The sequence below is a fragment of the Raoultibacter timonensis genome, assembly GCF_022845715.1.
Lineage (GTDB): Bacteria > Actinomycetota > Coriobacteriia > Coriobacteriales > Eggerthellaceae > Raoultibacter > Raoultibacter timonensis.
This window is the reverse complement of the sequence record NZ_AP025564.1, coordinates 376,390-398,562: the sequence shown is the minus strand read 5'-3', so window position 1 is coordinate 398,562 and position 22,173 is coordinate 376,390. Positions and strand designations below refer to the sequence as shown.

The 22,173-nt window shown below is 58.3% G+C and carries 20 protein-coding genes and 1 tRNA gene; 5 read left to right on the top strand and 16 right to left on the bottom strand.

Annotated features, from left to right (window positions below; all coding sequences use genetic code 11):
* Positions 1 to 502: 502 nt before the first annotated feature.
* Entirely contained in the window at positions 503 to 1,960 is a 1,458-nt protein-coding gene (locus tag MWL89_RS01610; protein WP_244411508.1) for an MATE family efflux transporter, read from the bottom strand.
* Between the two features lie 151 nt (positions 1,961 to 2,111).
* Positions 2,112 to 4,721 carry a hypothetical protein gene (locus MWL89_RS01605; RefSeq protein WP_244411507.1) on the bottom strand — a complete coding sequence of 870 codons (2,610 nt, stop codon included), beginning with the start codon at positions 4,719 to 4,721 and terminating at the stop codon, positions 2,112 to 2,114.
* A gap of 275 nt (positions 4,722 to 4,996) precedes the next feature.
* Between MWL89_RS01605 and MWL89_RS01600 the strand changes: the two genes are divergently transcribed.
* The gene (locus tag MWL89_RS01600) at positions 4,997 to 5,611 is read left to right on the top strand and encodes a cytidylate kinase-like family protein (protein ID WP_244411506.1); all 615 of its coding nucleotides are present in this window, start codon (positions 4,997 to 4,999) and stop codon (positions 5,609 to 5,611) included.
* Between the two features lie 239 nt (positions 5,612 to 5,850).
* Here the strand turns inward: MWL89_RS01600 and MWL89_RS01595 are convergent, their stop codons facing one another.
* From MWL89_RS01595 to MWL89_RS01560, 8 genes are all read right to left on the bottom strand, one after another.
* Complete coding sequence (locus tag MWL89_RS01595; RefSeq protein ID WP_244411505.1) at positions 5,851 to 6,219, bottom strand: tRNA-binding protein; 369 nt, start codon at positions 6,217 to 6,219, stop codon at positions 5,851 to 5,853.
* Between the two features lie 11 nt (positions 6,220 to 6,230).
* Complete coding sequence (locus MWL89_RS01590; RefSeq protein WP_102379637.1) at positions 6,231 to 6,746, bottom strand: shikimate kinase; 516 nt, start codon at positions 6,744 to 6,746, stop codon at positions 6,231 to 6,233.
* 157 nt (positions 6,747 to 6,903) lie between these two features.
* The gene (locus MWL89_RS01585; protein ID WP_244411504.1) at positions 6,904 to 7,935 is read right to left on the bottom strand and encodes a DMT family transporter; all 1,032 of its coding nucleotides are present in this window, start codon (positions 7,933 to 7,935) and stop codon (positions 6,904 to 6,906) included.
* A gap of 147 nt (positions 7,936 to 8,082) precedes the next feature.
* Positions 8,083 to 8,880: an ABC-2 transporter permease gene (locus MWL89_RS01580; RefSeq protein WP_244411503.1), complete on the bottom strand. Its 798-nt coding sequence runs from the start codon at positions 8,878 to 8,880 to the stop codon at positions 8,083 to 8,085.
* The gene (locus MWL89_RS01575; protein ID WP_244411502.1) at positions 8,873 to 9,775 is read right to left on the bottom strand and encodes an ABC transporter ATP-binding protein; all 903 of its coding nucleotides are present in this window, start codon (positions 9,773 to 9,775) and stop codon (positions 8,873 to 8,875) included. Before MWL89_RS01575 ends, MWL89_RS01580 begins: the two co-directional genes overlap by 8 nt.
* Positions 9,772 to 9,990 (bottom strand): hypothetical protein, encoded by a 219-nt coding sequence (locus MWL89_RS01570; protein ID WP_244411501.1) that lies wholly within the window; start codon positions 9,988 to 9,990, stop codon positions 9,772 to 9,774. Before MWL89_RS01570 ends, MWL89_RS01575 begins: the two co-directional genes overlap by 4 nt.
* The gene (locus MWL89_RS01565; RefSeq protein ID WP_244411500.1) at positions 9,987 to 10,397 is read right to left on the bottom strand and encodes a TetR/AcrR family transcriptional regulator; all 411 of its coding nucleotides are present in this window, start codon (positions 10,395 to 10,397) and stop codon (positions 9,987 to 9,989) included. The genes MWL89_RS01570 and MWL89_RS01565 overlap by 4 nt, the downstream gene beginning before the upstream one ends.
* A 161-nt stretch (positions 10,398 to 10,558) precedes the next feature.
* Positions 10,559 to 11,662 (bottom strand): M23 family metallopeptidase, encoded by a 1,104-nt coding sequence (locus MWL89_RS01560; protein ID WP_244411499.1) that lies wholly within the window; start codon positions 11,660 to 11,662, stop codon positions 10,559 to 10,561.
* A 740-nt stretch (positions 11,663 to 12,402) separates the two neighbouring features.
* On the opposite strand from MWL89_RS01560, the gene MWL89_RS01555 reads away from it, so the two are divergent.
* Positions 12,403 to 12,894 (top strand): 5'-3' exonuclease, encoded by a 492-nt coding sequence (locus MWL89_RS01555; RefSeq protein ID WP_244411498.1) that lies wholly within the window; start codon positions 12,403 to 12,405, stop codon positions 12,892 to 12,894.
* A 62-nt stretch (positions 12,895 to 12,956) separates the two neighbouring features.
* Here MWL89_RS01555 and MWL89_RS01550 read toward each other — a convergent pair whose 3' ends face one another.
* The gene (locus tag MWL89_RS01550) at positions 12,957 to 15,011 is read right to left on the bottom strand and encodes a DUF2207 domain-containing protein (protein WP_244411497.1); all 2,055 of its coding nucleotides are present in this window, start codon (positions 15,009 to 15,011) and stop codon (positions 12,957 to 12,959) included.
* A gap of 63 nt (positions 15,012 to 15,074) precedes the next feature.
* Here MWL89_RS01550 and MWL89_RS01545 point away from each other — a divergent pair.
* Together MWL89_RS01545 and MWL89_RS01540 are read left to right on the top strand one after the other, a co-directional pair.
* A tRNA-Ser gene (locus MWL89_RS01545) sits at positions 15,075 to 15,165 on the top strand.
* A gap of 285 nt (positions 15,166 to 15,450) precedes the next feature.
* On the top strand, positions 15,451 to 16,581 hold the full coding sequence (locus MWL89_RS01540; protein ID WP_244411496.1) for a GGDEF domain-containing protein: 1,131 nt from the start codon (positions 15,451 to 15,453) through the stop codon (positions 16,579 to 16,581).
* A gap of 52 nt (positions 16,582 to 16,633) precedes the next feature.
* Here MWL89_RS01540 and MWL89_RS01535 read toward each other — a convergent pair whose 3' ends face one another.
* The 5 genes from MWL89_RS01535 to rd form a co-directional block, all read right to left on the bottom strand.
* Positions 16,634 to 18,916, bottom strand: coding sequence for a response regulator (locus MWL89_RS01535; protein WP_244411495.1), 2,283 nt, complete (start codon positions 18,914 to 18,916; stop codon positions 16,634 to 16,636).
* A 140-nt stretch (positions 18,917 to 19,056) separates the two neighbouring features.
* Positions 19,057 to 19,611 (bottom strand): LemA family protein, encoded by a 555-nt coding sequence (locus MWL89_RS01530; protein WP_102379349.1) that lies wholly within the window; start codon positions 19,609 to 19,611, stop codon positions 19,057 to 19,059.
* Between the two features lie 281 nt (positions 19,612 to 19,892).
* Complete coding sequence (locus MWL89_RS01525) at positions 19,893 to 20,393, bottom strand: 4Fe-4S dicluster domain-containing protein (RefSeq protein WP_102379350.1); 501 nt, start codon at positions 20,391 to 20,393, stop codon at positions 19,893 to 19,895.
* A 2-nt stretch (positions 20,394 to 20,395) separates the two neighbouring features.
* Positions 20,396 to 20,854, bottom strand: coding sequence for a rubredoxin-like domain-containing protein (locus MWL89_RS01520; RefSeq protein ID WP_102379351.1), 459 nt, complete (start codon positions 20,852 to 20,854; stop codon positions 20,396 to 20,398).
* Positions 20,855 to 20,881: 27 nt separating this feature from the next.
* Positions 20,882 to 21,040, bottom strand: a complete 159-nt coding sequence (gene rd / locus MWL89_RS01515; protein ID WP_244411494.1) for a rubredoxin — start codon at positions 21,038 to 21,040, stop codon at positions 20,882 to 20,884.
* Between the two features lie 327 nt (positions 21,041 to 21,367).
* Between rd and MWL89_RS01510 the strand changes: the two genes are divergently transcribed.
* On the top strand, positions 21,368 to 22,051 hold the full coding sequence (locus MWL89_RS01510; RefSeq protein ID WP_244411493.1) for a DUF308 domain-containing protein: 684 nt from the start codon (positions 21,368 to 21,370) through the stop codon (positions 22,049 to 22,051).
* Positions 22,052 to 22,173: the final 122 nt, after the last annotated feature.

Here is a 22,173-nt window from a genome sequence, read left to right as displayed (position 1 = left end):
AACCCAATTAAGAAAAATTAAGGGTAGAAGCGCTTGTGAAACGCTCTTCGCCGCACATCGTGCGCAGGTGGCGGCAACCCGAATGCGAAGGTCTTCCACCGATCGAAGCCGCATCGGAAACGATTCGATCCTAAAACATTGTGCGGTCTTCGCGTAAAGGCGTGCAGGCCGCACAATACGGTACGCAACGGAGCCCTCGGATCTGGCTCAAAATGACGGGTTGGCGAATGCATGGGCTTGGATTTTGGGTTATTGCGGGATTACCGATCCCAAAACCCCTGATGGCATTTACTCAATACCTTACATGTATTCGCCAACCCGTCATTTTGAGCCAATATAGCCATGCCCGGCGCTGAATCAGCAGCCCCATGCCCGCCCATACCCGTCCGAAGCCCCAAAGCCCCGAATCACCGTCAGACGCCATGCGCAAGCAGAGCGAACGGAGCCCGCAAGCAAGCAACCTCGCAGACGAACGCCCTCGCAGGCAGCAGCTGCGCATCCCCTACAGACGCGCAGCTACCGTTCGCACCGCATCGTCGGCATCGTCGCGCAACCGCCTGAGCTTCTTCACCTCTCGGACCACGAAGAACACGGTGGTCACGAAAGCGAGGGTATCCGCCGTCGGCACGGCGAGCACGATCGAAACCAGCGACGACACGCCAAAGACCGGCAGCACCATCGGGAAGATGATGTAGAGCGGGATCAGGTAGATCACCTGACGGGTCATCTCCAAGATGGCGGACTTGAGCGGCTGGCCGCTCGACTGGAAGTAGCTCGAACCGACGATCTGGAAGCCGACGATGGGCAGCACGAGCGTATCGAGCTTGAGCACCGTGATGGCGAACTGCTCGAGATCGCCCGAGATGCCGAAGATGCCGATGATCGGACCGGGTATCACGTGCACGAGCACCCAGAAGAAGATCATCATGCCCGTCGCCCACACGCTCGCCCACTTCACCGTATCGAGCACGCGCTGCCACTGCCGCGCGCCGTAGTTGTAGCCGATGATGGGCTGCGACCCCATGATCAGGCCGATAACCGGCATGATGGCGAACATGATGGCTTTGTTCGCTGCACCGATGGCTGCGAGCGCACCCTCGGCGCCGAGCGGATCCTGCGCCCCGTAGATGGAAAGCAACTGATTGAGCACCACGGTAACCGCTGTAGCCGCCACCTGCATGACGAACGAGGCCAGCCCGAGCGAAAGGATCTTTCCCATGAGGCGCACATCGGGTGCCATGCACGACAAGCGCAGCTTGAACGCCGCGTTCTTGTTGAATACGAAGTACCAAACGACCGGCACCATGCCGCATGCCTGACCGAGAATGGTCGCAACCGCACTGCCCTCGACGCCCCAGCCGAACATCATGACGAACACGTAGTTGAGTACGATGCACATCGTCGTGCCGAACACCATGGTGTAGAGCGCAAGCGTGGGCTTGCCCGCGGTACGCAGGAAGTTGTTGAGGCCCATGCCAAGCGATTGGAATATGAAGCCGAAGCAGATGATCTGCACGAATGCCTGCGTAGGTGCAAAAAGATCGGCGGGCGTGCCGAGCAGCACCAAAAGAGGATTGATGAAGAAGGCGGCGGCAAGCGCAACGAGGATGGAGATTCCGATCAGCAGCGTCGCCGAGTTGCCAAGCGTCTTCTCGGCGAGGTCCTTGCGTCCTTCGCCGAGCTGGATGGCCGTCAGGGCATTGCCGCCCTGGCCGGCAAGCATGGAAAAACCCATGAGGATGGTCATGACGGGAAGAGCGAGCGTCGTGACCGCAATGCCCACATCGCCCACAGCATGGCCCAGAAACGCCGTGTCGACGACGTTGTACAACGAGTTGAAGATCATCGAAATGATCGCGGGTATGGAAAACTCGAGAAGGAGCTTTCCTATCTTCATCGTGCCCAATCGATCGGGCGATTGCTTTTCTTTTTCTTGCTGTATGCTTTCTGGCTCTGACATGCTGTCCTGCTTCGCGTCGCGTCGGAAACTATATACGCAATCTGAAAATGAGTGCGACGTTTTATAGTACCACATGAGAGTTCGTAATGTGATAGAACCGTACCATTGCTCGAGAAGCAACGGGGCAGCGGTACACTTTACTGCGCCAAGCCTAGCGCATGGTATGTCGTTTTGCTCCCGTTGATGCCGCGCGACGGACGAAAGCGGCGCCAGCCGCAAGAACCGATGACAAAACCACTATTACGATCAGAGTGACCGGAAAACATGCGTCGCCCACGGACGGAAGGGCTGCACCGCCTGCCTCCGGCGACGGAAGGTCGCGGATCTCGCTTTTGCCGCCATCGGATCCGTCACCGAGCTCGTCGTCGGACTTGTCGCCGGGATCGGTTCCTGCTTGCGCAATCGTGAAGGCCGCAATGCCTTCCACCGGATCGGTCGTGTAGTTCGCATTCGCCTTATTCTCGGCAGGCACAAACGACCAGTACAGGATAGCGGTAGAACCAGGGTTCCCGCTGAAGGAGAATCCTTCAGCAGGCATCTGGGTCCGCGCTTCGTCGGTATACCAGATGAACCTACCTTGCACAGATTCGACTGTACCGTTTACCGCAATGCCTTGCGCAACGTTGGAAACGGCGATCTCATCCAGCCTGCTCCCCGCGCGCACCGTGCAGCCGGCAGGCCCGTCAAATGCGAACGCTGCCTTTGCGACGGAAAAGCCCGCCTCGGCGGACGCGCCGGCATATGCCACGCTCTCGGTGGCCCAAGGGCCAACCATCGCCCGCACGGTATACGCCCCTGCGCTGATAGGCAGCACCGCCGAGTATGCGGAATCGGCTGCGCTCGCCAGCTTGTACTCCAGCACGGCAGACGACGAGGCGTCCGTCGCACCGTACGAGGCCTTCGCCGTAAAGCCCGAGCCATCGATCGGCTCGCCCGAATAAACCAGCCCCGAGGGAGCCGATACCGAAATGCTCGGCGCAGACTGCCCCACCACCTCGTATGGATGACTCGTTGCCGTTGCAGCCTCTGCGTTGGCCACAACCGCATACCCCGCTGCAGGCAAAACGGCATAGACATCGCCGACCCACTGGTCAGCGTCGTCTTTCGCAAACGTTCCCGCACCGAACACGCCGCCGGTGATGGTTACCTCCGCCTCGTGCGCAGCGGTCGACTCCGCCCCATCCCCGATAGCGTCGGCGTCGAAGCTCCCCGTTGCCGTAATCTGTCCGCCGGAGATGACGATGCCCGAAACGTCGCCGCTCCCCTTCCCGCCACCAATCGCAGAAGCGCCGTCGAAATCGGGGTTTTCTCTTCTCGTCGATGCCGTCACAATGGAATCTTCGATAGTAATGCCCGACACCGTACCGCCGCCATTGCGAGACGCACTCCCCCCGCCTATGCCGGCTCCCCCACCGTGCGCCTTTGCCGTAACCTCGGCGTTCTCAATAACGATGTTGCTCGCCGAAGTGGGAGCGCCCCACGAATCGCCCCCACCAGAACCGATGGCCGCCCCACTGCCGTTTTCTACCGTCGCCGTAACGTTTGCGTTCTTGATGGTGATACCGTCGACCGAACCGTAGAGCGCCGCCCCGATGGCAGCGCATCCATAGACAGTCGAAGCCGTCACGCTTCCACCGGTGATCGAGATGTTCTTAACAGAGCCAGCGCTCTTACCCGAAGCGTCCCAGCCGAATGCCCCGCCGATGCCAGCGCCGTAGCTACCGCCTTTTGCAGTTACGGTTCCTCCCGTGATCGAGATGTTCTCGGCAACAGCCCCGCTGCCACCAGCTCCTATGCCGGCACCGCCGTAAGAGCCATTGGCCACCACTATGCCCCCGTTGATGGTGATGTCTTTACCGTCCCCGTTCTGACCCCAGCCGCCGCCTATGCCGGCACCGCCGTAAGAGGAAACGCGCGCTTCGACGGAGCCATCGTTGATAGTGATGTTCGTGCCGGCCCCGCCCGCACCGCCCCCTATGGCTGCACCGCCCCCGATGCCCGTATCGCGGCCGACCGTCTTCAGAACGAGAGTACCGCCGTCGATGGTGATGTTCGAACCCGATTCACCGACTCCGCCCCCGATGCACGCAGCAGACGTCGAAATTCCATCCTGATTCCCTAAGAGCTTACCAACCCCCGAAATGGTCAGTGCGTTCTCGCCGTTCTGCACGCAAGCGCAGCCGTATGCCGGAATCAACGCAGTTTCCCCCGCAAGCTTAAGATCGAGCGCGCCCGACAGCACGTGCACCGGCGGCTTTCCCACGGTCCGTGCGCTCTCGTCTCCGGTACTCCGCGTATCGATGCTCACGGAATCGAAGGTGACCTTGGCGGCAACCGTGCCGCCCGCTGCCGCACTCGCCGCCGACGTGTCGATGACGATGCGGTCTGAGGAGGTGGGTCCGCTGCTCATGGAGATGGTGAGCGGGGTACCCGTCAGCACGGTGAGAACGTTGTTCGAGTACGACCAATCCGTAGTTTCCGTACCGCCTTCCACAAGAAAGGCGCCCGCCGGTGCCGCTGCCCGAACATCGCGCAAATTCGCATCGGCGCTCATCCCTGCCGCCGATACATCCGCAGAGCCCGCATCGAGCCCATTCGCCGATTGTTCGCCCGCCCATGCCGTATCCGGATCCGAAGATGCCGCAAGCGTACAGGCGAGCAGAAGGGTGATCAAAGCGGCTGCCAGCACCCCGATCGGGCAACAAAGCGCCCCCCCCCGATTATCGGGTAGCTCGAACGCGTTTGATCGGGCAGCCTTCATGCAGACCTCCTTGCGAAAACGGTTGCCGTCGGCAACCGCAGCGCATACCGATTGATAGCGCAAAATATCGATGATATTGTAACTTATATATAAAGGGCGCGACCAGATGCCTCGATCTTTTACCCGATGAACAGCTTCCGAATCGGCATAGTGAACCACTCTAAGGCAGTCTTGCATGCTTGCTCGAAAGAAGGCTCTCGCACGCGCTTTACCCCTCATGCGCGAATTCGGCAACTGAGGTATCCTGTTACGACATAATCGGAAGGATATCGACCATGAACGACAACCTCATCATCTCGATCAGCCGCGAATACGGAAGCGGTGGCCGCGAAATCGGAGAACGGCTCGCGTCGACACTCGGAATCGCCTACTACGATAAGGAGCTCATCAACCGCATCGTACAGAAAAGCGGGTTGCCCGACGATGTGGTGGAAGCCCATGACGAAAAGGTTCTCAACCGCTTCCTCTTCACGCCGAACCGGTTTCTCACGGGAGCGGATCTCGATCAGCCCATCGCCTCGGCCATCCATGCTGCCGAGATAGAATCCATCCGCTCGGCCGCAGACGAGAGTCCCTGCGTTATCGTCGGAAGGAGCGCCGATTCGGTGCTTTCGTCGTATCCGGGGCTCATCAGCATCTACGTGAGCGCGCCGATGGAAAACAGGATCGCCCGTGTCATGCGTCGCAACAACATCAGCGAAGGAGAGGCAAAAACGCGCATTGCGAGAATCGATAAGGACCGCGCCCACTATTATCGCTATTTCACCGATAAGAAATGGGGCGAAGCGAACAACTACGACCTCTGCATCAACAGCGGGAAAATGGCCGTTGCCGACGATGCGGTAGCGGTCATCTCCACCTATCTCGATCGCATGGAGCGCAGCCGATAGCCGCCGGCACGGCAGTCGAAGCCGTGATGCATCGGCGAGGCGCGCGTTCCCATGCGGGAGCCGGATCGCCAGCAACGAGGCGCGAGGGACATCGCGGCGGCGAGACGCACGTGAGGAAACGGGCGTCGGCGCGCAACCCGAAGCGCCTGAAGTCCGCTAAACCCGAAAACAAGACCCAAAAAGCAAGCGGGACGCACCATGTCGGCTGCGCCCCGCTTGTTCGTTTCAACTCGGCAGAACTAGCCCAGCCTCACTCCGTTGGGAACCTCGGATTCCGGCACAGCGAGCACAGGCAGAATACCATCCTCGTAACCGATATCGTAAATCATACCCTCCGACACTTCGCCAGCCATCTTGCGCGGAGCCATATTCACGACGAACAGAGCCTGCTTGCCTTCGATTTCGGCTTTCGGATCTTCGCGCTCCTCCTTCATGCCCGAAAGAATGGTACGGGTGAAATCGCCGAAATCGACCGTCATCTTGATGAGCTTCTTGGAGTTTTCGACATCTTCGACGAGCACGATCCTGCCCACGCGGATATCGATCTTATCGAGATCGTCAATGGTGATGTTCGGCTTAACGGGAGCGGCCTTGATCTGGTCGGTCATGATTGGTCTCCTTACTTGAGCGCATCGGCGACTTTGCGAGCCGCAGCGGTGATGGACAGGTGATCGACGTTGACGGTCACGTTGGCGTACTTTTCGTAAAGCGGCTTGCGCTCGTCGTAAAGATCGCGCAAGCTCATTCCGATGCCCCCCTTGAGCACGACGCCGCGCTCCTGCAGATCATGAAGGCGATTGACGAGTTCCTCGAACGATATCTGAAGATAGACCACACGGCCGATCGACGAAAGATGGTTCATGGCCTCCTCGGAGTATACGGCCGAGCCGCCCGTTGCGATAATGCTCTTCGTCGCCTCGATGTCCTGGAGAATCTGGTTTTCGACCTCGATGAAGCCCTCGGGGCCGCACGCATCGATGAGTTTCTGCAGCGTCTTGTCGCATTGGTTCTGTATAACCAAGTCGGCATCGATGAAATCGTAGTTCAGTATTTTCGCCAGCACGATCCCGAGCGTCGATTTGCCCGCACCGGGCATGCCGATCAGAATGATGTTGTCTTTTCTCTCTTCCGCCATGATGTTCCCTTCGGTTTGATCAGATGCTGCATCCATGCGGCGGCACTCGGCTCGAACGCCTTCGGTGGCACCGCGGCAACATCTATCGCAGAATTGAGATTATAGCAGTGCTCCAACCGATAGGCGGCTTATGTAATGCGGATGAAACGTGGGTGCCCTATTCCTCCGCCCGAGCAGCCGCCCTGACGCCCCCGTCGCCGAATTCGCGCGCTTCGTAGTCGCGCAGCTCTTCGATCGGCGGCGCTTCCCCCGCAGGCTCCTCTGCGAGTTGCTTTTTCCCCTTGAGCGGAAACATCTCGCTTACAAGAATCGCAACGAAGATGAGGCAGAATCCCGCAACGAGCTTGAACGTGAGCTCTTCTCCGTACAGAGCGACCGAAAACAGCACGCCGAACACCGACTCAAGACTCAAGAACAGCGATCCCTGCGCGGGGGGGACATGCGCGAGCGCTACATTTTGGAACACGAGGGCAACGCACGAAGCGAATATGACGAGGTAGGCCATATTGAACAGGAAGGCGGGATCAAGCAGCACCTCGACGGGAGGAAACGCTTCGAAGCATGCGCCGACCACCATACCGCACACACCGCCGAACAGAAACTGCCAAACCGTCAGCACGAGGATATCGCGCCCCTCGGAAAGCTTCGCTACGTACACGATGTGAACGGCGAACACGAGCGCGCACAGAAGCGTCATATAGTCGCCGAACCGCATGGAAAACGACCCCTGCAGCGAGACGAGGCCCACGCCCGCAATGCAGAGCACCGCCGCAGCGATGTTGTACACGGTCGGTCGCTTTCGAGCTATAAACCACCAAATGAACGGCACGAGCACGCAATACGTTGCCGTGAGAAACGCGTTTTTCCCCGGCGTCGTATCGGTGAGGCCGATCGTCTGGATCCAAAAGGCGAGATAGATGAGCAGCCCCAGAAAGCATCCGTTCACGATATGCCCTCGGTCGAAATGGGCTCGCAGTTTCTTGAAGAAGATAACCGCGAGGATAAGGCCGCACGAAAGAAAGCGAACGCCGATCAGGTACGAGGGAGGCAGCACATCGACCGCATCCTTCATCACAACGAAACTCAGGCCCCAGATAACGGTGGCCGCTACGATCATGAGCTTGTAGACGATGCTCGGCAACACACGGTTGCCCGATGCCGACCCGCTGGTATTTCCTTGAGTTTCCATAAAGCGGCATTATAGCGGGCAAAACAGCCGAATGAAAGGCGCATCGGTCAACTATCCACGACGGGCAGCCGTACCGCAACGAACGCCCGCGCCGCCACCGTGCGGTTGCGGCCCGTGCCCGCATACCGCACACCCGATCCGCATTCGTCAGATCGCCAAATCCCGTTTGCCGAAGACCGCCACGCCAGCGGCAAAAAGCGCAACGCCCGCCACGTAGAGGATAACCGCACCGCCGATAGCCGATGCGTCGCCCGCAGCCAGCCCGTACGAGTCGAACAGCGTCAGCGGCGTAGCATTCTTGAGAAACTCGAACTTATCGCCCACCTGCGAAACCATCTGTATGAGAAACGACAGGATGCACAATCCCCCGCCGACCCACAACGCCGGGCCGGCGCTCGAAAACAGGCAAGCCGAAAGGAAGCAGATCCCCGCCATAAGCAACCATAGACCGAACAGGCCCGCATTCGTCTGCAGCAAACCGACCGTATCGAGATCTCCCGAGAACAGAGCTTCGGACGATCCGATTTCGAGCACGGTCACGAACACCATCATGAGCGCGAGCACCGCCACGACCACGCCGGCCAACGTGCACGCTATCTTCGCGCGGCTATTCGGCGTCGCAAGCAGATACGCCATGGATCCGCGATCGATGGGGCGCACCACAAGCTTATTGATCATGATAAGCGCAAGCACGAAGGGGAACAGCACGAGCAGAAAACCGTAGAGGTAGTTGAGCATGAAATCGAGCAGCGTTGCGCCCTGCGTCGCCATGCCGAACGCCGCGAACAACTCGGGCATGCTCTGCATCATGAGATCGAGGCTCTCGCCCAATTCGGGATCGAACATGCTCACGATAACGGTGACGTACATGGCCAGAACGGCAGCTATCACGACGGAGACGAACAGGTTCGCCTTGAGTTCTTTTCCGAACAAGGCCTTATTCATGGTTTTCTCCCCCAACCTCGGCGCCGTACAGATGCAAGAACAACTCCTCGAGCGTCTGCTCTCGCGTTGCCATATCAACAACATCGTATCCGGCAAGGTCCTTTACGAACCCGTCCATCACGCCCGTTGTTTCCACCTCGACGACAGAGCCGATCGCGTGCGTTTTGGGATGCGCCGCACGGTAGCGACCGCATTCTGCCTCGCTTGCGAACGTAATCGAGAAAACCCGCTTGCGCGAGGTTCGCACGTCGTCCATTCGTTCGATCGCCGCAATCCTCCCTGCTCTGATGAACGCCACGCGATCGCACGTCTTCTCGATCTCCTCGAAGAGATGGGACGACAGCATGATCGTCGCGCCGCGCTCCTTTTCCTCGAGAACAAGGTCGACGAACCGGTTCTGCATGAGCGGATCGAGACCGCTCGTCGGCTCGTCAAGCAGCACGATCGCCGGCTGCGCCATGAAAGCGCACACAAGACCGACTTTCTGCTTGGTCCCCTTCGACATCTTGCGGATTTTGCGCGACGGGTCGAGTTCGAACCGCTCGATGAGGCTACGCATGCGGCTGCGGTCGCGCATTCCTTTCATGCTGGCCATGAATTCGAGGAACGCGTGTCCCGTCATCTCGTCCATGATGGCGATTTCGCCCGGCAGATATCCTAGGTCGCGCTGAATTTTCGCCCGGTCCCGAAAGCAATCCATTCCGTTGATCGAAGCCGTTCCCGATCCCGGCTTCACGAAGCCCATGAGGTTGCGCATGGTCACCGTTTTGCCCGCGCCGTTCGGTCCGAGAAATCCGAACACCTCGCCTTTCTCGACCTGCATCGATACGTCAAACACGCCTCGGCCTGATCCGTAATCCTTTGTCACGTTTTGCAGCTCTACGACCGCGCTCATCGATACTCCTCCTTGTACGCATACTGCTTGAACATTTCGCACCACGCAAAGAACTCCTCGAAGAGAGCATCGATGTCGATGGGCCGGTGAAGGCTGCGCTGCTGGTGCAGGTATCCGTCGGCCATCCAGATCATCATGTTGAGGACGTTGCGGGGATCGACGTCGTCTTTGAACTTATCGAAGCGGATGTTCTTGAAGTACGTTTTGAACATCACGTCGATACGGGCCTGCGTCCATCCATCGTATCCCTGATATCCTTGTGTTCCGGATAGTACGCCCGTATCGAAAAATCGAGCACGTAGGGAATCTTTTCGAGCATCGCCCGCTTGCGGGTAGCCGTGTAATGGAACAGCTCGAAGAAATCGTCGATTTCGTAAAATCCGTCATCGACGACTATCTTGGATACCCGCTCCATCAGATGCTCCACGATATAGAGGTACAGCTCTTTCTTGTTCTTGAAGTAGAAGAACAGAAGCCCCTTCGAGATGCCGGCTTTTGCGGCGATGGACTCGGTGGACGCCCCCTTGTAATCGCTGCGGCCGAACGTCTCGATCGCAGCGCCTAGAATAGCCTCGCGCCGTTCTTCGGGCAGGCTCTCAAACTTGTCGAATTGATCGCTCATGGGGTCTTCCTCGCACCGCGCACCGTACCCGAACACCTTATCCGGGCCGATTAACCGAATGGTCAACCGGAATACAGCCCATGGTATGCCATTGACTATTTTTTAGAAGACCCCTTTATGCAATCTTAATGCCGTTTGATGCAAAACCCGCAACCGAGCGATCAGAACCGGATGAAGTGACGAGGGTTGACCGGAGTGCCGTTCATTTCGATCTGGAAATGCAGATGGGGGCCCGTCGAATAACCCGTCGACCCGACGTAACCGATCACATCGCCTGCGGACACCTGCTGACCCACCGATGCAGCCTGACTGCTCATGTGCATATAGATGGTCACGATCCCGTTTCCGTGGTTGACCTTCACGGCTTTTCCGCCGCTGCCGTAATCGCCCACATAGGAAACCGTTCCCGCCGTGGCAGCCACGATAGGCGTGCCTTCGGAAGCACCCAAGTCGATGCCGTTGTGATACTCTCCATCCCACGCTCCGGCCCAGCCGAATTCGTTGGTCACGCTGGCCCCTGAGGGAATCGGATGCGTCCATCCCGTTATCGTTGCTCCACCGCTTCCGATAATGTCTTCCGCCTCTTGGGCGCGGCGCATCGCTTCGTCGGCCGCAAGACGCTCGGATTCCTCTTTTGCTCTCAGCATGACGATATCTTCGTTTACCCGCTCGAGCTCCTCGTCGAGCTCGTCTTTCGCCGCCGCAATCTCATCGCGTGCGGCTTTCGCGTTCTCGGCCTCTTCCTCGGCTTTCGCCTCCTGTTCGGCAAGCTCCTTTTCGGCAGCCTCAGCAAGCGCACAGGCTTCCTTGCTTTCCTGGATAAGCCCCGCCTCCTGTTCGGTTATTCGCTCGAAGGAATCCCAAAGAGCAACGAACTCCTCGAATGAAGAGGCTCCGATGAGCACCTCGAGCATGGATGCCGTCCCACCGCTTTTGTACATGCTCGCCGCACAGAGCGCGAGCTGCTCCTGGAGGCCGTCGACGCGAAGGTTCGCTTCCTTGAGGCAGATCGCCGCCGAATCGGCTGCTTCGGAAGCCCGCTCGTGCTCAAGCGTTGCGCGGTCGTACTCCGCATTGGCGTCGTTGAGCATCGTCTGCAACGAATCGATGGACGCCATAAGCTCATCGGCCTCGGCCTGCTTTTCGGAAATGGTTTCGGCATGGGCCACCTGCGCGGAAACGAACAGGCCGGCCACAACCACGGAAGCGCAAAGGGCAAAGCAAAGCACCGCTCGCAGTATGCGCTTGTCATAAACTTGTCTCATATATACCTCAGCTCAAAGCGCCCCGTGCGCGGCGCTCGGTATCTCGTCATCCGGACCGGCATGCAATTATCCAACCGATCCTCTTCGTAACTCGGTCAACTATAACCGAAACGAATTCATTATGTAATATGTTAACAAAAAACCCAAAATCCCTGCGCGATGGCTATCACTTCGCATGCGATCGGCAAGGGTTCTACCGACCCGCCCGGCTGTGCCGGCTTCGGCGTTCCCTTACCCGCTTGCGCCCGCCAGCAGGTTTCTCCAGCGCGCAGTCCTGCGGCAAGCGGTAGAATCTATAGGGAGCACCGAGGGCACCGCACGTGCACGGTTTTCTCCGATGGACTGTTTCTGGAAACGAGTTCTCTGATGGGCAGCTTTCAGAAGCGAGAAGCGCTCCAAACGGATCCATACGGCCCGAAATGAACCGCAAGGGACCGAAATACGGGTTTTCTTTCGTTGTGTTGCACGAAGAGCCCTCGATGACCGGGTTTTTGCGACCGTATCCACGCCATCGAGCAACAGGGAGTCGTGTGCGAGACTGTGAACAGGGGCTATTGCTAAGGCCTACCTTGGCCTGCATAGCCGAAAAGCTCAAAATGCAACACATCGATGAAAAACCCGTATAGGGGGCTCGGACTGGCCTACGAGGGGCTCGGGCCTACGAGGCGTTCGGGAGCTTCGGGGTTCTCGAAAACTCAGAAGCCGCGGGATTTCCGGGCACAGCAAACCAGGTAAGGCGCGTGTCGCGATGCGGCCTTGCGGGAAACATGGCCACGGTCGTTATTTCCAACGATACCGACTTGCTGCAGCTCGTAAACGAATCAACCGACGTATACGCTGACAGGGGAAAGAAATCGATCGCTTACAATGTCGATACGGTTATCAGCCGTTTCGGAGTTGCACCGCATTCCATGGTCGATTTCAAAGCCATCACGGGCGATTCGTCGGACAACATCCCAGGGCTCTTCGGCGTCGGCCCCAAAACCGCCGCCAAGCTGATTGCGCAGTACGGCGATATCGAATGCATCGTGCAGCAGGAGGCGAGCATCACGCCCGCGAAACTGCGGGAAAAGATCGCCGCAAACCATGATCTGCTGCTGCGCAACAAACAGCTTATTACGCTTCGCCGCGATGTACCCCTGGGCTTCAAGCTGTCCGACCTAAACGTCGATGGCCCGCAGTACCGAGGCTTGCGGGCCATCGACGTTCTAGCAAGTACCGGTTACCTATAGCATTTGAAGAGCGAAAAGCGCTGCGTCTTCCCGTTTCGCAGCCGACGGGTTCGTCTCGCGCACTAACGCGCACCGCCGCCCCCGCCGCCGAAACCGCCGCCCCCGCCGCCCGAGAACCCGCCGCCGAAACCGCCGCCGCTGCTGAAGCTTCCTTCCGCAGCCGACATGGCCGCTTGCGCCGTGCTCACCGTATTGGCGATCGAGGTTTGGAACAGATCGCTTGCCGCCGGCATCGCGGTGCCATGCACGCCGTACGAGGTGCTGTACCAGAACCACCACGGTACATACCCGCTCGAATACATCATGCCGTCATCCTGGAACAGCTCCGGCACTTTGAGCTCGAGCGCCTTGATGACCTCGCGTGCAATACCGAAAATGAAAGCATAGACCATGAACTCGCCCCACACCTTCACGTCGGTAGGCGGACGCTCGTCGAGCGACGAGAAGTCCTTGAGCCAGTTACGCAGCGCTTTGCACTTCGCATCGAGCGTGCTCCCCTCCTGGCTTCTTCGGGGCATGTAGTTCGCGATCACCAGCAGCGCAATCACCGCTGGCACCACGAAGACGAGGGGGATGAAGTTCTGCATCAGCACAGCCAAGCCCACGCCGATCACGCCGAACGCGATCGCAATGCCGAGGATGAGCCACTGGTAGCGCTCTCCCTTCGCTTCGAAGAAATCGCGCTTGTTCACGGCGGCCGTCACGATGCCCTGCCACGTGGTAAGGGCGTCGACGAACTCTTCGGGGTTATCTTTACCGTACTGCTGGATGGTGCCGAACCACAGCGAGTCGGAACCGCGGGCAACCTTGTTGAACAGGATGTCCATGGCCGCAAGGTCGATCGGATCGGTCAGCGCGTCGGCAACGGCCGGCACCCGCGTGAGATAGTAATCATCGACGGTCTTCGTACGACCGAACGAAGCCGGCTGCTCGTAGCTGCCCTTGTTGATCTGAATCGCACCCTTATGGGAAAGATGCATGAGCGTTGCCGTGAGATCGTCGTTGTTCTCGCGGTTCCACCGCCACAGCCTGGCCATTACAACCGGATGGTCTTGCGGCGACGGAACATCGCGCCAGTACTCTTCCGTAAACGCAGGCTTATGCTCGCGACCGTACTTGAAGTATGCGCGCAGTGCCCATGCGATAAGCAGCACTGCGATGATGCCGAAACCGATAACGAAAGCGAGCGAGAGAATCCTGTTGCGGTTCGCGTCATCGGACCAGGTTTGCTCCTCCTTCAAAATGGTATCGAGATGGTTCTGCTCCCTGTGGGCAAGCGCAGCTTCGCCCTTGAGGTTCGTAAGCCATTCGACGGGAAACGCAACGCGCGCTTCGGCGTACTGACCGGGATTGACCTTGGGCGTCGTATACACGACCGAACCGTCGGCGTTGATCGTGAGCGATCCGTCAAGCGGACCGTGGCCCCATGCTCGCACGTTTTCACCCGCTACGACCGCGGTGTCTTGGGGTACCGGCAGAGAAAGCGTCATCGTAACGTTCTCGGAAGCAACTTCCCACTGGTCTCCGATGTACATCCAGTTCAAATCGGCGATGTCCTTATAGGCGACCACCCCGTTTTCGATGGTGTAATCGAGTGTGATGATCATCTTCTCGTCCGACGCATGGAAAAACACGTAGACGGAATCCTTCGGCGAATCGACCGAGTACGCATCGGTACCAGGACCGCCCGCTTCACGCCATTCGAGGTTGAACGATGTCTCGCTCAGCTGTACGGTTTCGCCAGTCGGCATACCGTCTTCCCCCACCTTGGTGAGGCTCACGCCGTTGACCTTGAGGCTGCCGTTATCGGGAATGCTATCGAACGTCCACCATACCGCAGTAAAATCACCGTCGAAATCGAACGTCCGTTGCTCGACGACCTCCAGCGACCCATCGGTGGTTGCATCGGCGGTTATGTCGACCTTCGGACAGGTGTAGCTTTTCGCCTCAGCCTGAGCAGGCGTTGCCGCCAGCATGGCAAGCGTCAGACACGCCATGGAGAAAACGAGCAGCGCTGCCTTCTTCAGGCCGAAATGGCGACCATCGCGGACCGCAATCGAGTCGATAGCTGCCCTGATATCGTTCGATCCCAATTGCGAACGGCTCGTGTTTTGCACGTTCATCCTCCTTGCAAGATGAGGGTGGTCACGGTATCATTGCAAACCGCACCTGTATTTCGCGGAGAGCTGACCGAGAGGCCGAAGGTGCTCGCCTGCTAAGCGAGTACACGCCACAAGCGTGTCCGGGGTTCGAATCCCCGGCTCTCCGCCACTTACACCAGCAAACGGCACCTGCATGCATCATGCGGGTGCCGTTTTTCTGTTACGGCTCTTGTGCATTGTACACTAGCAATAGGTGGCAGCCGCACGATATGCCGCGAGCGATATAAACCTGTAGCATTATTTTGCTACAACATTTGCGCGCGGATTCACGTGATCCGCGGTATTCTTGCTATATGTTATCGTTTTTCTTATATTATAGCCTTACATAACAATATCGTGACGGGCGGGTGCAATGCCGCATTTCGGCAGCCATAGAAGCAGGGTTGATTTCCAGGTGTCGATCATCGTAGCGGCGCTCGTTACCCTTTCGTTCATCTGCGTGTTCTCCTTCACCTACTCGGTTACCTACAACAACATGATCGACACGCTGAAAGCGCGGACCGACAGCATCTATTCCTTTATCGAAGGCAAGATCGACAAGTCGACGTTCAAATCGATCAACTTGGCAGACGACGCGTCGTCGGATCAGTACCTCGAGACCAAGCAACAGCTCGAGACGGTTCGGGAATCAACGGGAGTCCGCTACCTCTACACCGCGAAACAAGCCGATGACGGCAGCCTCATCTACGTTGTCGACGGGCTGCCGAGCGACAGCGACGATTTCCGCCACCCAGGCGACGAGATCGAAGGTGAAATCGTGTCCGAGCTCGAACGGGCGCTCGCGGACGAGCGGGTTTATCCGACCGACATCAAAGATACGGGTTGGGGCTACGTCTTCGTTTCCTACTACCCCATCCATGAGAACGGCCAGGTTATCGGTGCAATCGGGATCGAGTTCGATGCCGATGCGCAATACCGTGCTTTTCAAATGGTACGAATCGGCACACCGCTCATCGGCATCGTCTTCGGCTTGGCCGCCATCGTTATCGCACGCTTCCTCTTCCGCCGGATATCGAACCCGGCCTTCAAGGATCTTGCGAATACCGATTACCTTACTTCGTTCAAGAACCGCAACGCGTTCGACCTCGATCTCTCCAACTGGGAGGACGGCGCAGAAGCGCTCCAAGGTGTTTTCGTCGTGGATCTCGATCGCCTGAAAAACGTCAACGACGACTACGGCCACTCGTTCGGAGACGAGTACATTTGCGCAGCCGCCGACGCCCTCGGGCAGACGTTCGGCCCCGAAGACATCGTCTACCGCATCGGAGGCGACGAGTTCGCCATCCTCTGTTCGACCCTCGACGACGACAGGGCGAGCAGCGTTATCGCCTCGCTGCAAAGCGCCGCTTCATCTATGCAGCTCGGCCATGGAGCACGCCTTTCGCTCTCGGTCGGCTACGCTATCCGCCGCGACGGCGAAACGATCAGCGACGTTGTGAGGCGCGCCGATATATCGATGTACGAGATGAAGCGCGAGCATCACGAACGGTGCGCCCGAGCTCCCCGGCAAACGGGAATCGACTAGCATCCCGCACGCGGCGCAACCGCCCGTCAGTCCGGCATGGCGCAGCCGCCCATCAGTCCTGCAGCAGATACTTTCGAAGGATTCGGTTGAGCTCGGCAAAATCGATCGGCTTGGTTGCGTACCCGTCCATGCCCGCCTCTTTCGCACGGTGCCGGTCTTCGGTAAACGCATTCGCCGACATAGCTACGATGGGAGGCCTGACCCGCCCGCTCTTAAGAGCCTCGGCGCATATGATGCGCGATGCTTCGAGTCCGTCCATCTTCGGCATCTGCACGTCCATGAAGATAAGCTGGTAGTGCCCCTCGGGCGCATTGCGCACTTTTTCGACGGCTTCCCGTCCGTCCCACGCGCGTTCGACAATGGCGCCGGTCTGTTCGATAACCTCTTGCGCAATCTCCATGTTGAGCTCGTTATCCTCAACCAAGAGCACGCGCTTTCCCGAGCAGTCGAGCGTCTGCTCGCGCTCCGCAACCCGATTTGCGCCGTCCGTATCGCCGCATACGCTTTTCATCGCGTAGTAGAGCTTCGAGCGAAACAGCGGCTTGGAGAGAAACGCCGTCACGCCGGCCTCAAGCGCTTCCTCCTCGATCTCGGACCAGTCGTACGCGCTCAGAAGCACGATCGGCGTCTTGTCGCCGATCTCCCGGCGAATGCAACGGATGGTCTCCAAACCGTCCATGCCGGGCATCACCCAGTCAACGATGATGGTGTGGTAATCGCGACCCATGCGATGGGCGCCCACGACCAGCTGCACGGCATCTTCGCCCGACTGGGTGCAATCCCCCGCAATTCCGATGCTTGCAAGCATCTCCACGGTGTTCTCGCAGATATCGGGATCGTCGTCGACAAGGAGCACCTTGGCGTCGGCCAAATCGATCAGATCGAACTCCTCCTCGATATCGACGACATCGAGCGGCACTTCGACGATGAAGCGAGATCCTGCGCCCAGCTCGCTTTCGACTGAAATCGTGCCTCCCATCATGTCGACGATGCTCTTCGTGATGGACATCCCGAGCCCGGTTCCCTCGACTTTGCTCGTCGTCGAGTTCCTCTCGCGCTCGAAAGGATCGAATATCCTGCTCGCGAACTCCTGCGTCATGCCGATTCCGTCATCTTCCACGACGAACCTGATCATACGGCGATTTATGGCTTCGACAGGAAGCTCGGCAACCACGACGCGAACGTTTCCGCCTGCGGGGGTGTATTTGATCGCGTTTCCCACAAGGTTGAGCAGTATCTGGTTGATGCGCATGGCATCCCCCACCATCGTTTCACGATCGACGTTGCCCACAACCACATCAAGGCCGAGCTGTTTGGCTTTAGCCTGCGGCTGAATGATGGTAACGATGCCGTTGATGAGCTCGGGAAACGAAAACGCCTCGTTGTTGAGGGCTATACGGCCGTTTTCGATCATGCTCATGTCGAGCACATCGTTGATGAGCCCGAGCAAATGCTTCGAAGATACGGTGATCTTGCCCAGGCACTCCCGCACCCTGTCGGTCTCATCGAGATGGGTGCCCGCAATCGCTGTAAGCCCGATGATCGCGTTGAGCGGGGTACGGATATCGTGCGACATGTTGGAAAGGAACTGCGACTTGGCCGCATTCGCATCCTGCGCCGCCTTTAAAGCGTCTTCCAGGTTACGCTGCAGCTTTTCGCGCTGCCTGCGTTTCTTTCCCAAGAGCACCAGATAGAATACCAGCGCCCCCAGTACCGCTGCCATGAGGATGGAAGCGGATACGATGGTTCTGAAAATAACCTGATCGGCAACCTCGTACAGCGTATCGAACGATGCCGAGGCATCGTCGAGGATGGCCGTGTTGCGCTCGAAAAGAGCAGTAAGCAGCGGCGAAACGGTCTCTTCGACGTACGCATCGATATCCTCGTCGGGAACATCGGCGTCCCGGCACATTTCGAGCAGTTCGTTTTGCGCGTCAACCAGTTTGCGATAGCCGGACTGCAGCTCTTCCATATCGCCGTTTTGGAACAGCGCCCGATCGGCTATGAACTGGATCTTTTCCGAAATGCGCTCGTCAATCTCGGCATACGAGCGCTCAACCCCCTCGACGGCTTGGTCGGTCCTCACATACGTCAAACGCTCCGAAAGCGTTTGGAGCTGGCCGAGCGCCGTCTCAACCTGACCGGCGGCTACCGAAACGGGATAGGGGTGTTCTTTGATGAGAACGATTTGCTTGCCGATTTCGCTCATGTTGAACAGGGTCGTTCCGTAAAAACCGACAAGAAGGAGAACGACGAGAACAGCGGTGATGGCGGAAAGCGTTCTGGAGATTTCCCAACGCTCATCCGTAGTTCGAGAGTTAGTGGAAGGTTCCATATAATAAGACTGCTTTCATCTCTGACCTTTCTGAATATGATACCGCTAAGATCGTGTTATCAGGCGAACGAATTCTATCCGTTACCTGCAGCGGATCAGGTCAATCGATGAAAGCAGTCCGAATCGGAACGCTTCTTTACTTAAAACTGCACCTTCGGCGCGGTCTCGGCACCGGCGACCGCATCGAAGCTGTCGCGAGCCTTGAAGCCCATCATGCCGGCGAAGAGCACCGCCGGGAACGTCTGGATGGCGGTGTTGAACTTCATGACCGTATCGTTGTAGCTCTGGCGCATGTACGAGATCTTATCCTCGGTATTCGAGAGTTCGCTTTGCAGTTGCTGGAAGTTAACGTTGGCCTTAAGGTCGGGGTATGCCTCAGCGACGGCGAACAGGCTCTTGAGTGCTCCCGTGAGCATATTGTCTGCCTGCATCTTGCCTTCGCGGCTCGTTGCGCCCATAACCGCGCTGCGGGCAGCCGTAACCTGCTCGAGCGTTCCCTGCTCGTGCGACGCGTAGCCCTTGACCGTTTCGACCAAATTGGGAATGAGGTCGAGGCGGCGCTGCAGCTGAACGTCGATCTGCGCCCACGCGTTATCGACCATGTTGCGCAGCTTCACGAGGTTGTTGTACAGGGAGATAATCGCAATCACGAGGATGACGACGATCACCAATACGACAATCAATGCAATTTCCATGGTTCTCCTTACTGGTTGGTGGGCCTATTCTACCACGCATGCTCACGCGCTCTCTCATGCGCGGGCTCGGGAACCCTCTCCCAAGAGAAATCGTCAACGCATCGTAACCTTGCATGCCGCATAAAACAAAAAGAGGCGCGCAGCCGGTCGAAAGACCGATGCGCGCCCGAGCAAACGCCGCAACGCCGGCGCAATCCCAACAAGCGGCTCAAAGCCGACGTCGACGCGGAGCCCGGCGGCGGTATCGGCGAGGCAAAAGGCAAGGGGAAGCGGCAGCGAACCTACAGCGAGTCCAGCAGCTCCCGAACGGCCTCTTGCGGAAATTCTCCGTCGCTCCGCTCCTCGTCGAGCATGAAGCGAAGCAGTTCGCGCGCTTCGCTGCTCTGCGGGATCATGTAGCGCGATTCGCGGTAGAGGTCTTCTGCCGAAATGCGCGCCGACATCGCAATCGCTTTGGCAAGCGTGCGAAGTTCTGCGCTTTCGGCCGATTCGGTCAAAGAGGTTGCCGCCGCCTCAAGTTCCGTCTTGCTTTTCGCAAGCGCCATGAGCTTCTCGACTACCGCATCGGTTTTTGGCTGCGGTTCGGGATAGCTCCGATACATAAGCGAGAGGGCGCCCGACGGACACGCATCGACGCACAAACGGCAGCCGCTTATACATTTCGTTGCATCCACCTGGCCGTTTTCCGTATCGGTCGCGCCCGTGGGGCACACGAACAGGCACAGGCAATCCTTCGTGCAAAGAGCGATGTTGCGCGAAGCGTAGGTTTCGGGTGCGTACATGGCTACCCCCTGACTTTCACGATTTTTGATTTGGGCACCTTGCAAATGGGACACACATCGGGCGGATTGTCCCCCACGAAGACGAAGCCGCAAATCTCGCACACGTACACGTTTGTGCCCTCGATGAGCGCATCGCCTTGACGCTCATAGCGCTTCAGCAGCGAATCGAGCAGCGCCGTCGCCTTCTGCGACCACGTGAGGGCACGAAGTGCGCCCCGATCGTGATCGGCATGGGCTTGATCGAACGCAGGGCCGAAGCCCGAATCAAGATCGCCTTTGACAACGGCCTCAATGGTTTTCAAATCGGCGCCGTCGGCACCGTCGGCTTTGCCCGCATGGTAATCGGCAAGTTCGACAAACCGCTTCTGCTGCTCGAACAGCTGTTGTTTTTCGCACGCTTTGGCAAGATTAGAGCATAGAGCACTCAACTCCCTGCGAGAGAGCTCTTTCATAGCATCCATGATGATCTCCTGATGGAAGGGGTTGGGTTATTCTTCCTCGAACATGTCTTTACCGGCACCGCACAAAGGACAGGCCCAATCGTCGGGCAGATCTTCCCACTTCGTTCCGGGTTCGATGCCGTTCTCGGGATCGCCCGCTTCCTCGTCGTACACGTAACCGCAAATAGAGCATACGTACTTCTTCATGGGAACCTCTCTCGTCTGACGCTGATCCATTGTTAGCATTATAGGCTTATTGATACTTTATATCAATAAGATAATTTCCTCCGCATGCAAGTGGGCCGCATCGTCGATGCAGGGCCGCGATAGCATCGCACGGCTAGCTTCGGTAGGCGACCGCGATGCGCTGCACCGCTTGCCGCAAGCGTATAGGTCGAGCATGGGCGCCCCGTCGCCTCGATGCGGTTCGGCAAAACGCGCTGCATCGTTTTCTGTAGTTGTTCGGTTCATTCGCCCGAAGAGAAAAGCGCATGCTAGCATGATGCGCCAAGCTAACGAAAGGAACTCAAACGCATGACAGAAGTCCGATCGATCAAAGAACTGCGCAGCCAGAGCAAAGCGGGAAAGCTCTCGATCATAGCGCTTCTTTTCCTCCCCCTCATCGGATTGCTCTGCCTGTTCTGGCCCGAAGAATCGGCCCACTACCTTCCCTACGTACTCGGCGCCGTCATGATCCTCTCGGGCGCTGCCGGCATCGTCGTCGCTGCCGGCAAAGAGCTTAAGGGCCGCGGCGAAGACGGCGGGAAGTTCGCCGCCGCCAAACGAGACGAGAACCGCGAAGCAACCGAGCCGTACCTCGGCAGGGAAGAAACGATCGAAACGGCCGACGTAGGGGAGGAAGGGCACCGAAGCAGCCGTTCGGTCGGAACGGCGATCGTCATGTGCGTGCTCGGCGGGGTCATCCTCGTGCACGGATCGTCGTCGATCAGCTTCGTCGGCGTCATGTGGGGCTTGCTCGGCCTCTACAAAGCGGGCGAGGAGTTCGACGAGATAATTCACCGCATCAGAGGCGGCCATCGGTTCGTCTTCAAACTCGCGTTCTCCATCTTCGAACTCGTGCTTGCGGTGCTGCTCATCCTGCACCCGTTCGCCAACATCGACCACCATATGATCCTGCTCGGGCTCGAGCTCATCACCTACCCGTTCAAGATCGATCGAGCCGACAGCGGCAAGTTCACCCTCGAAGCCGAAGCGTAGCAGCTCGCGCTACCGAACGAAGCGAATCCGGTGCGCCCGATCGACGCAAGCCCGTTTCCGCCGGATCGGACGCACCGGTTCCCGCAGGCTTGCGGCACTGAAAGCCGTGCCGATCGCGTAGC

Bases quoted from the DNA above. Each gene is read 5' to 3' on its own strand.
- MWL89_RS01575 (WP_244411502.1), bottom strand. From the start codon at position 9,775: ATGAGCGCGGTCGTAGAGCTGCAAAACGTGACAAAGGATTACGGATCA.
- MWL89_RS01585 (WP_244411504.1), bottom strand. From the start codon at position 7,935: ATGGAAACTCAAGGAAATACCAGCGGGTCGGCATCGGGCAACCGTGTG.
- MWL89_RS01595 (WP_244411505.1), bottom strand. From the start codon at position 6,219: ATGACCGACCAGATCAAGGCCGCTCCCGTTAAGCCGAACATCACCATT.
- MWL89_RS01610 (WP_244411508.1), bottom strand. From the start codon at position 1,960: ATGTCAGAGCCAGAAAGCATACAGCAAGAAAAAGAAAAGCAATCGCCC.
- rd (WP_244411494.1), bottom strand. From the start codon at position 21,040: ATGAAGAAGTACGTATGCTCTATTTGCGGTTACGTGTACGACGAGGAA.
- MWL89_RS01580 (WP_244411503.1), bottom strand. From the start codon at position 8,880: ATGAATAAGGCCTTGTTCGGAAAAGAACTCAAGGCGAACCTGTTCGTC.
- MWL89_RS01525 (WP_102379350.1), bottom strand. From the start codon at position 20,393: ATGTACGCACCCGAAACCTACGCTTCGCGCAACATCGCTCTTTGCACG.
- MWL89_RS01510 (WP_244411493.1), top strand. From the start codon at position 21,368: ATGACAGAAGTCCGATCGATCAAAGAACTGCGCAGCCAGAGCAAAGCG.
- MWL89_RS01535 (WP_244411495.1), bottom strand. From the start codon at position 18,916: ATGGAACCTTCCACTAACTCTCGAACTACGGATGAGCGTTGGGAAATC.
- MWL89_RS01560 (WP_244411499.1), bottom strand. From the start codon at position 11,662: ATGAGACAAGTTTATGACAAGCGCATACTGCGAGCGGTGCTTTGCTTT.
- MWL89_RS01605 (WP_244411507.1), bottom strand. From the start codon at position 4,721: ATGAAGGCTGCCCGATCAAACGCGTTCGAGCTACCCGATAATCGGGGG.
- MWL89_RS01600 (WP_244411506.1), top strand. From the start codon at position 4,997: ATGAACGACAACCTCATCATCTCGATCAGCCGCGAATACGGAAGCGGT.
- MWL89_RS01565 (WP_244411500.1), bottom strand. From the start codon at position 10,397: ATGAGCGATCAATTCGACAAGTTTGAGAGCCTGCCCGAAGAACGGCGC.
- MWL89_RS01530 (WP_102379349.1), bottom strand. From the start codon at position 19,611: ATGGAAATTGCATTGATTGTCGTATTGGTGATCGTCGTCATCCTCGTG.
- MWL89_RS01590 (WP_102379637.1), bottom strand. From the start codon at position 6,746: ATGGCGGAAGAGAGAAAAGACAACATCATTCTGATCGGCATGCCCGGT.
- MWL89_RS01520 (WP_102379351.1), bottom strand. From the start codon at position 20,854: ATGGATGCTATGAAAGAGCTCTCTCGCAGGGAGTTGAGTGCTCTATGC.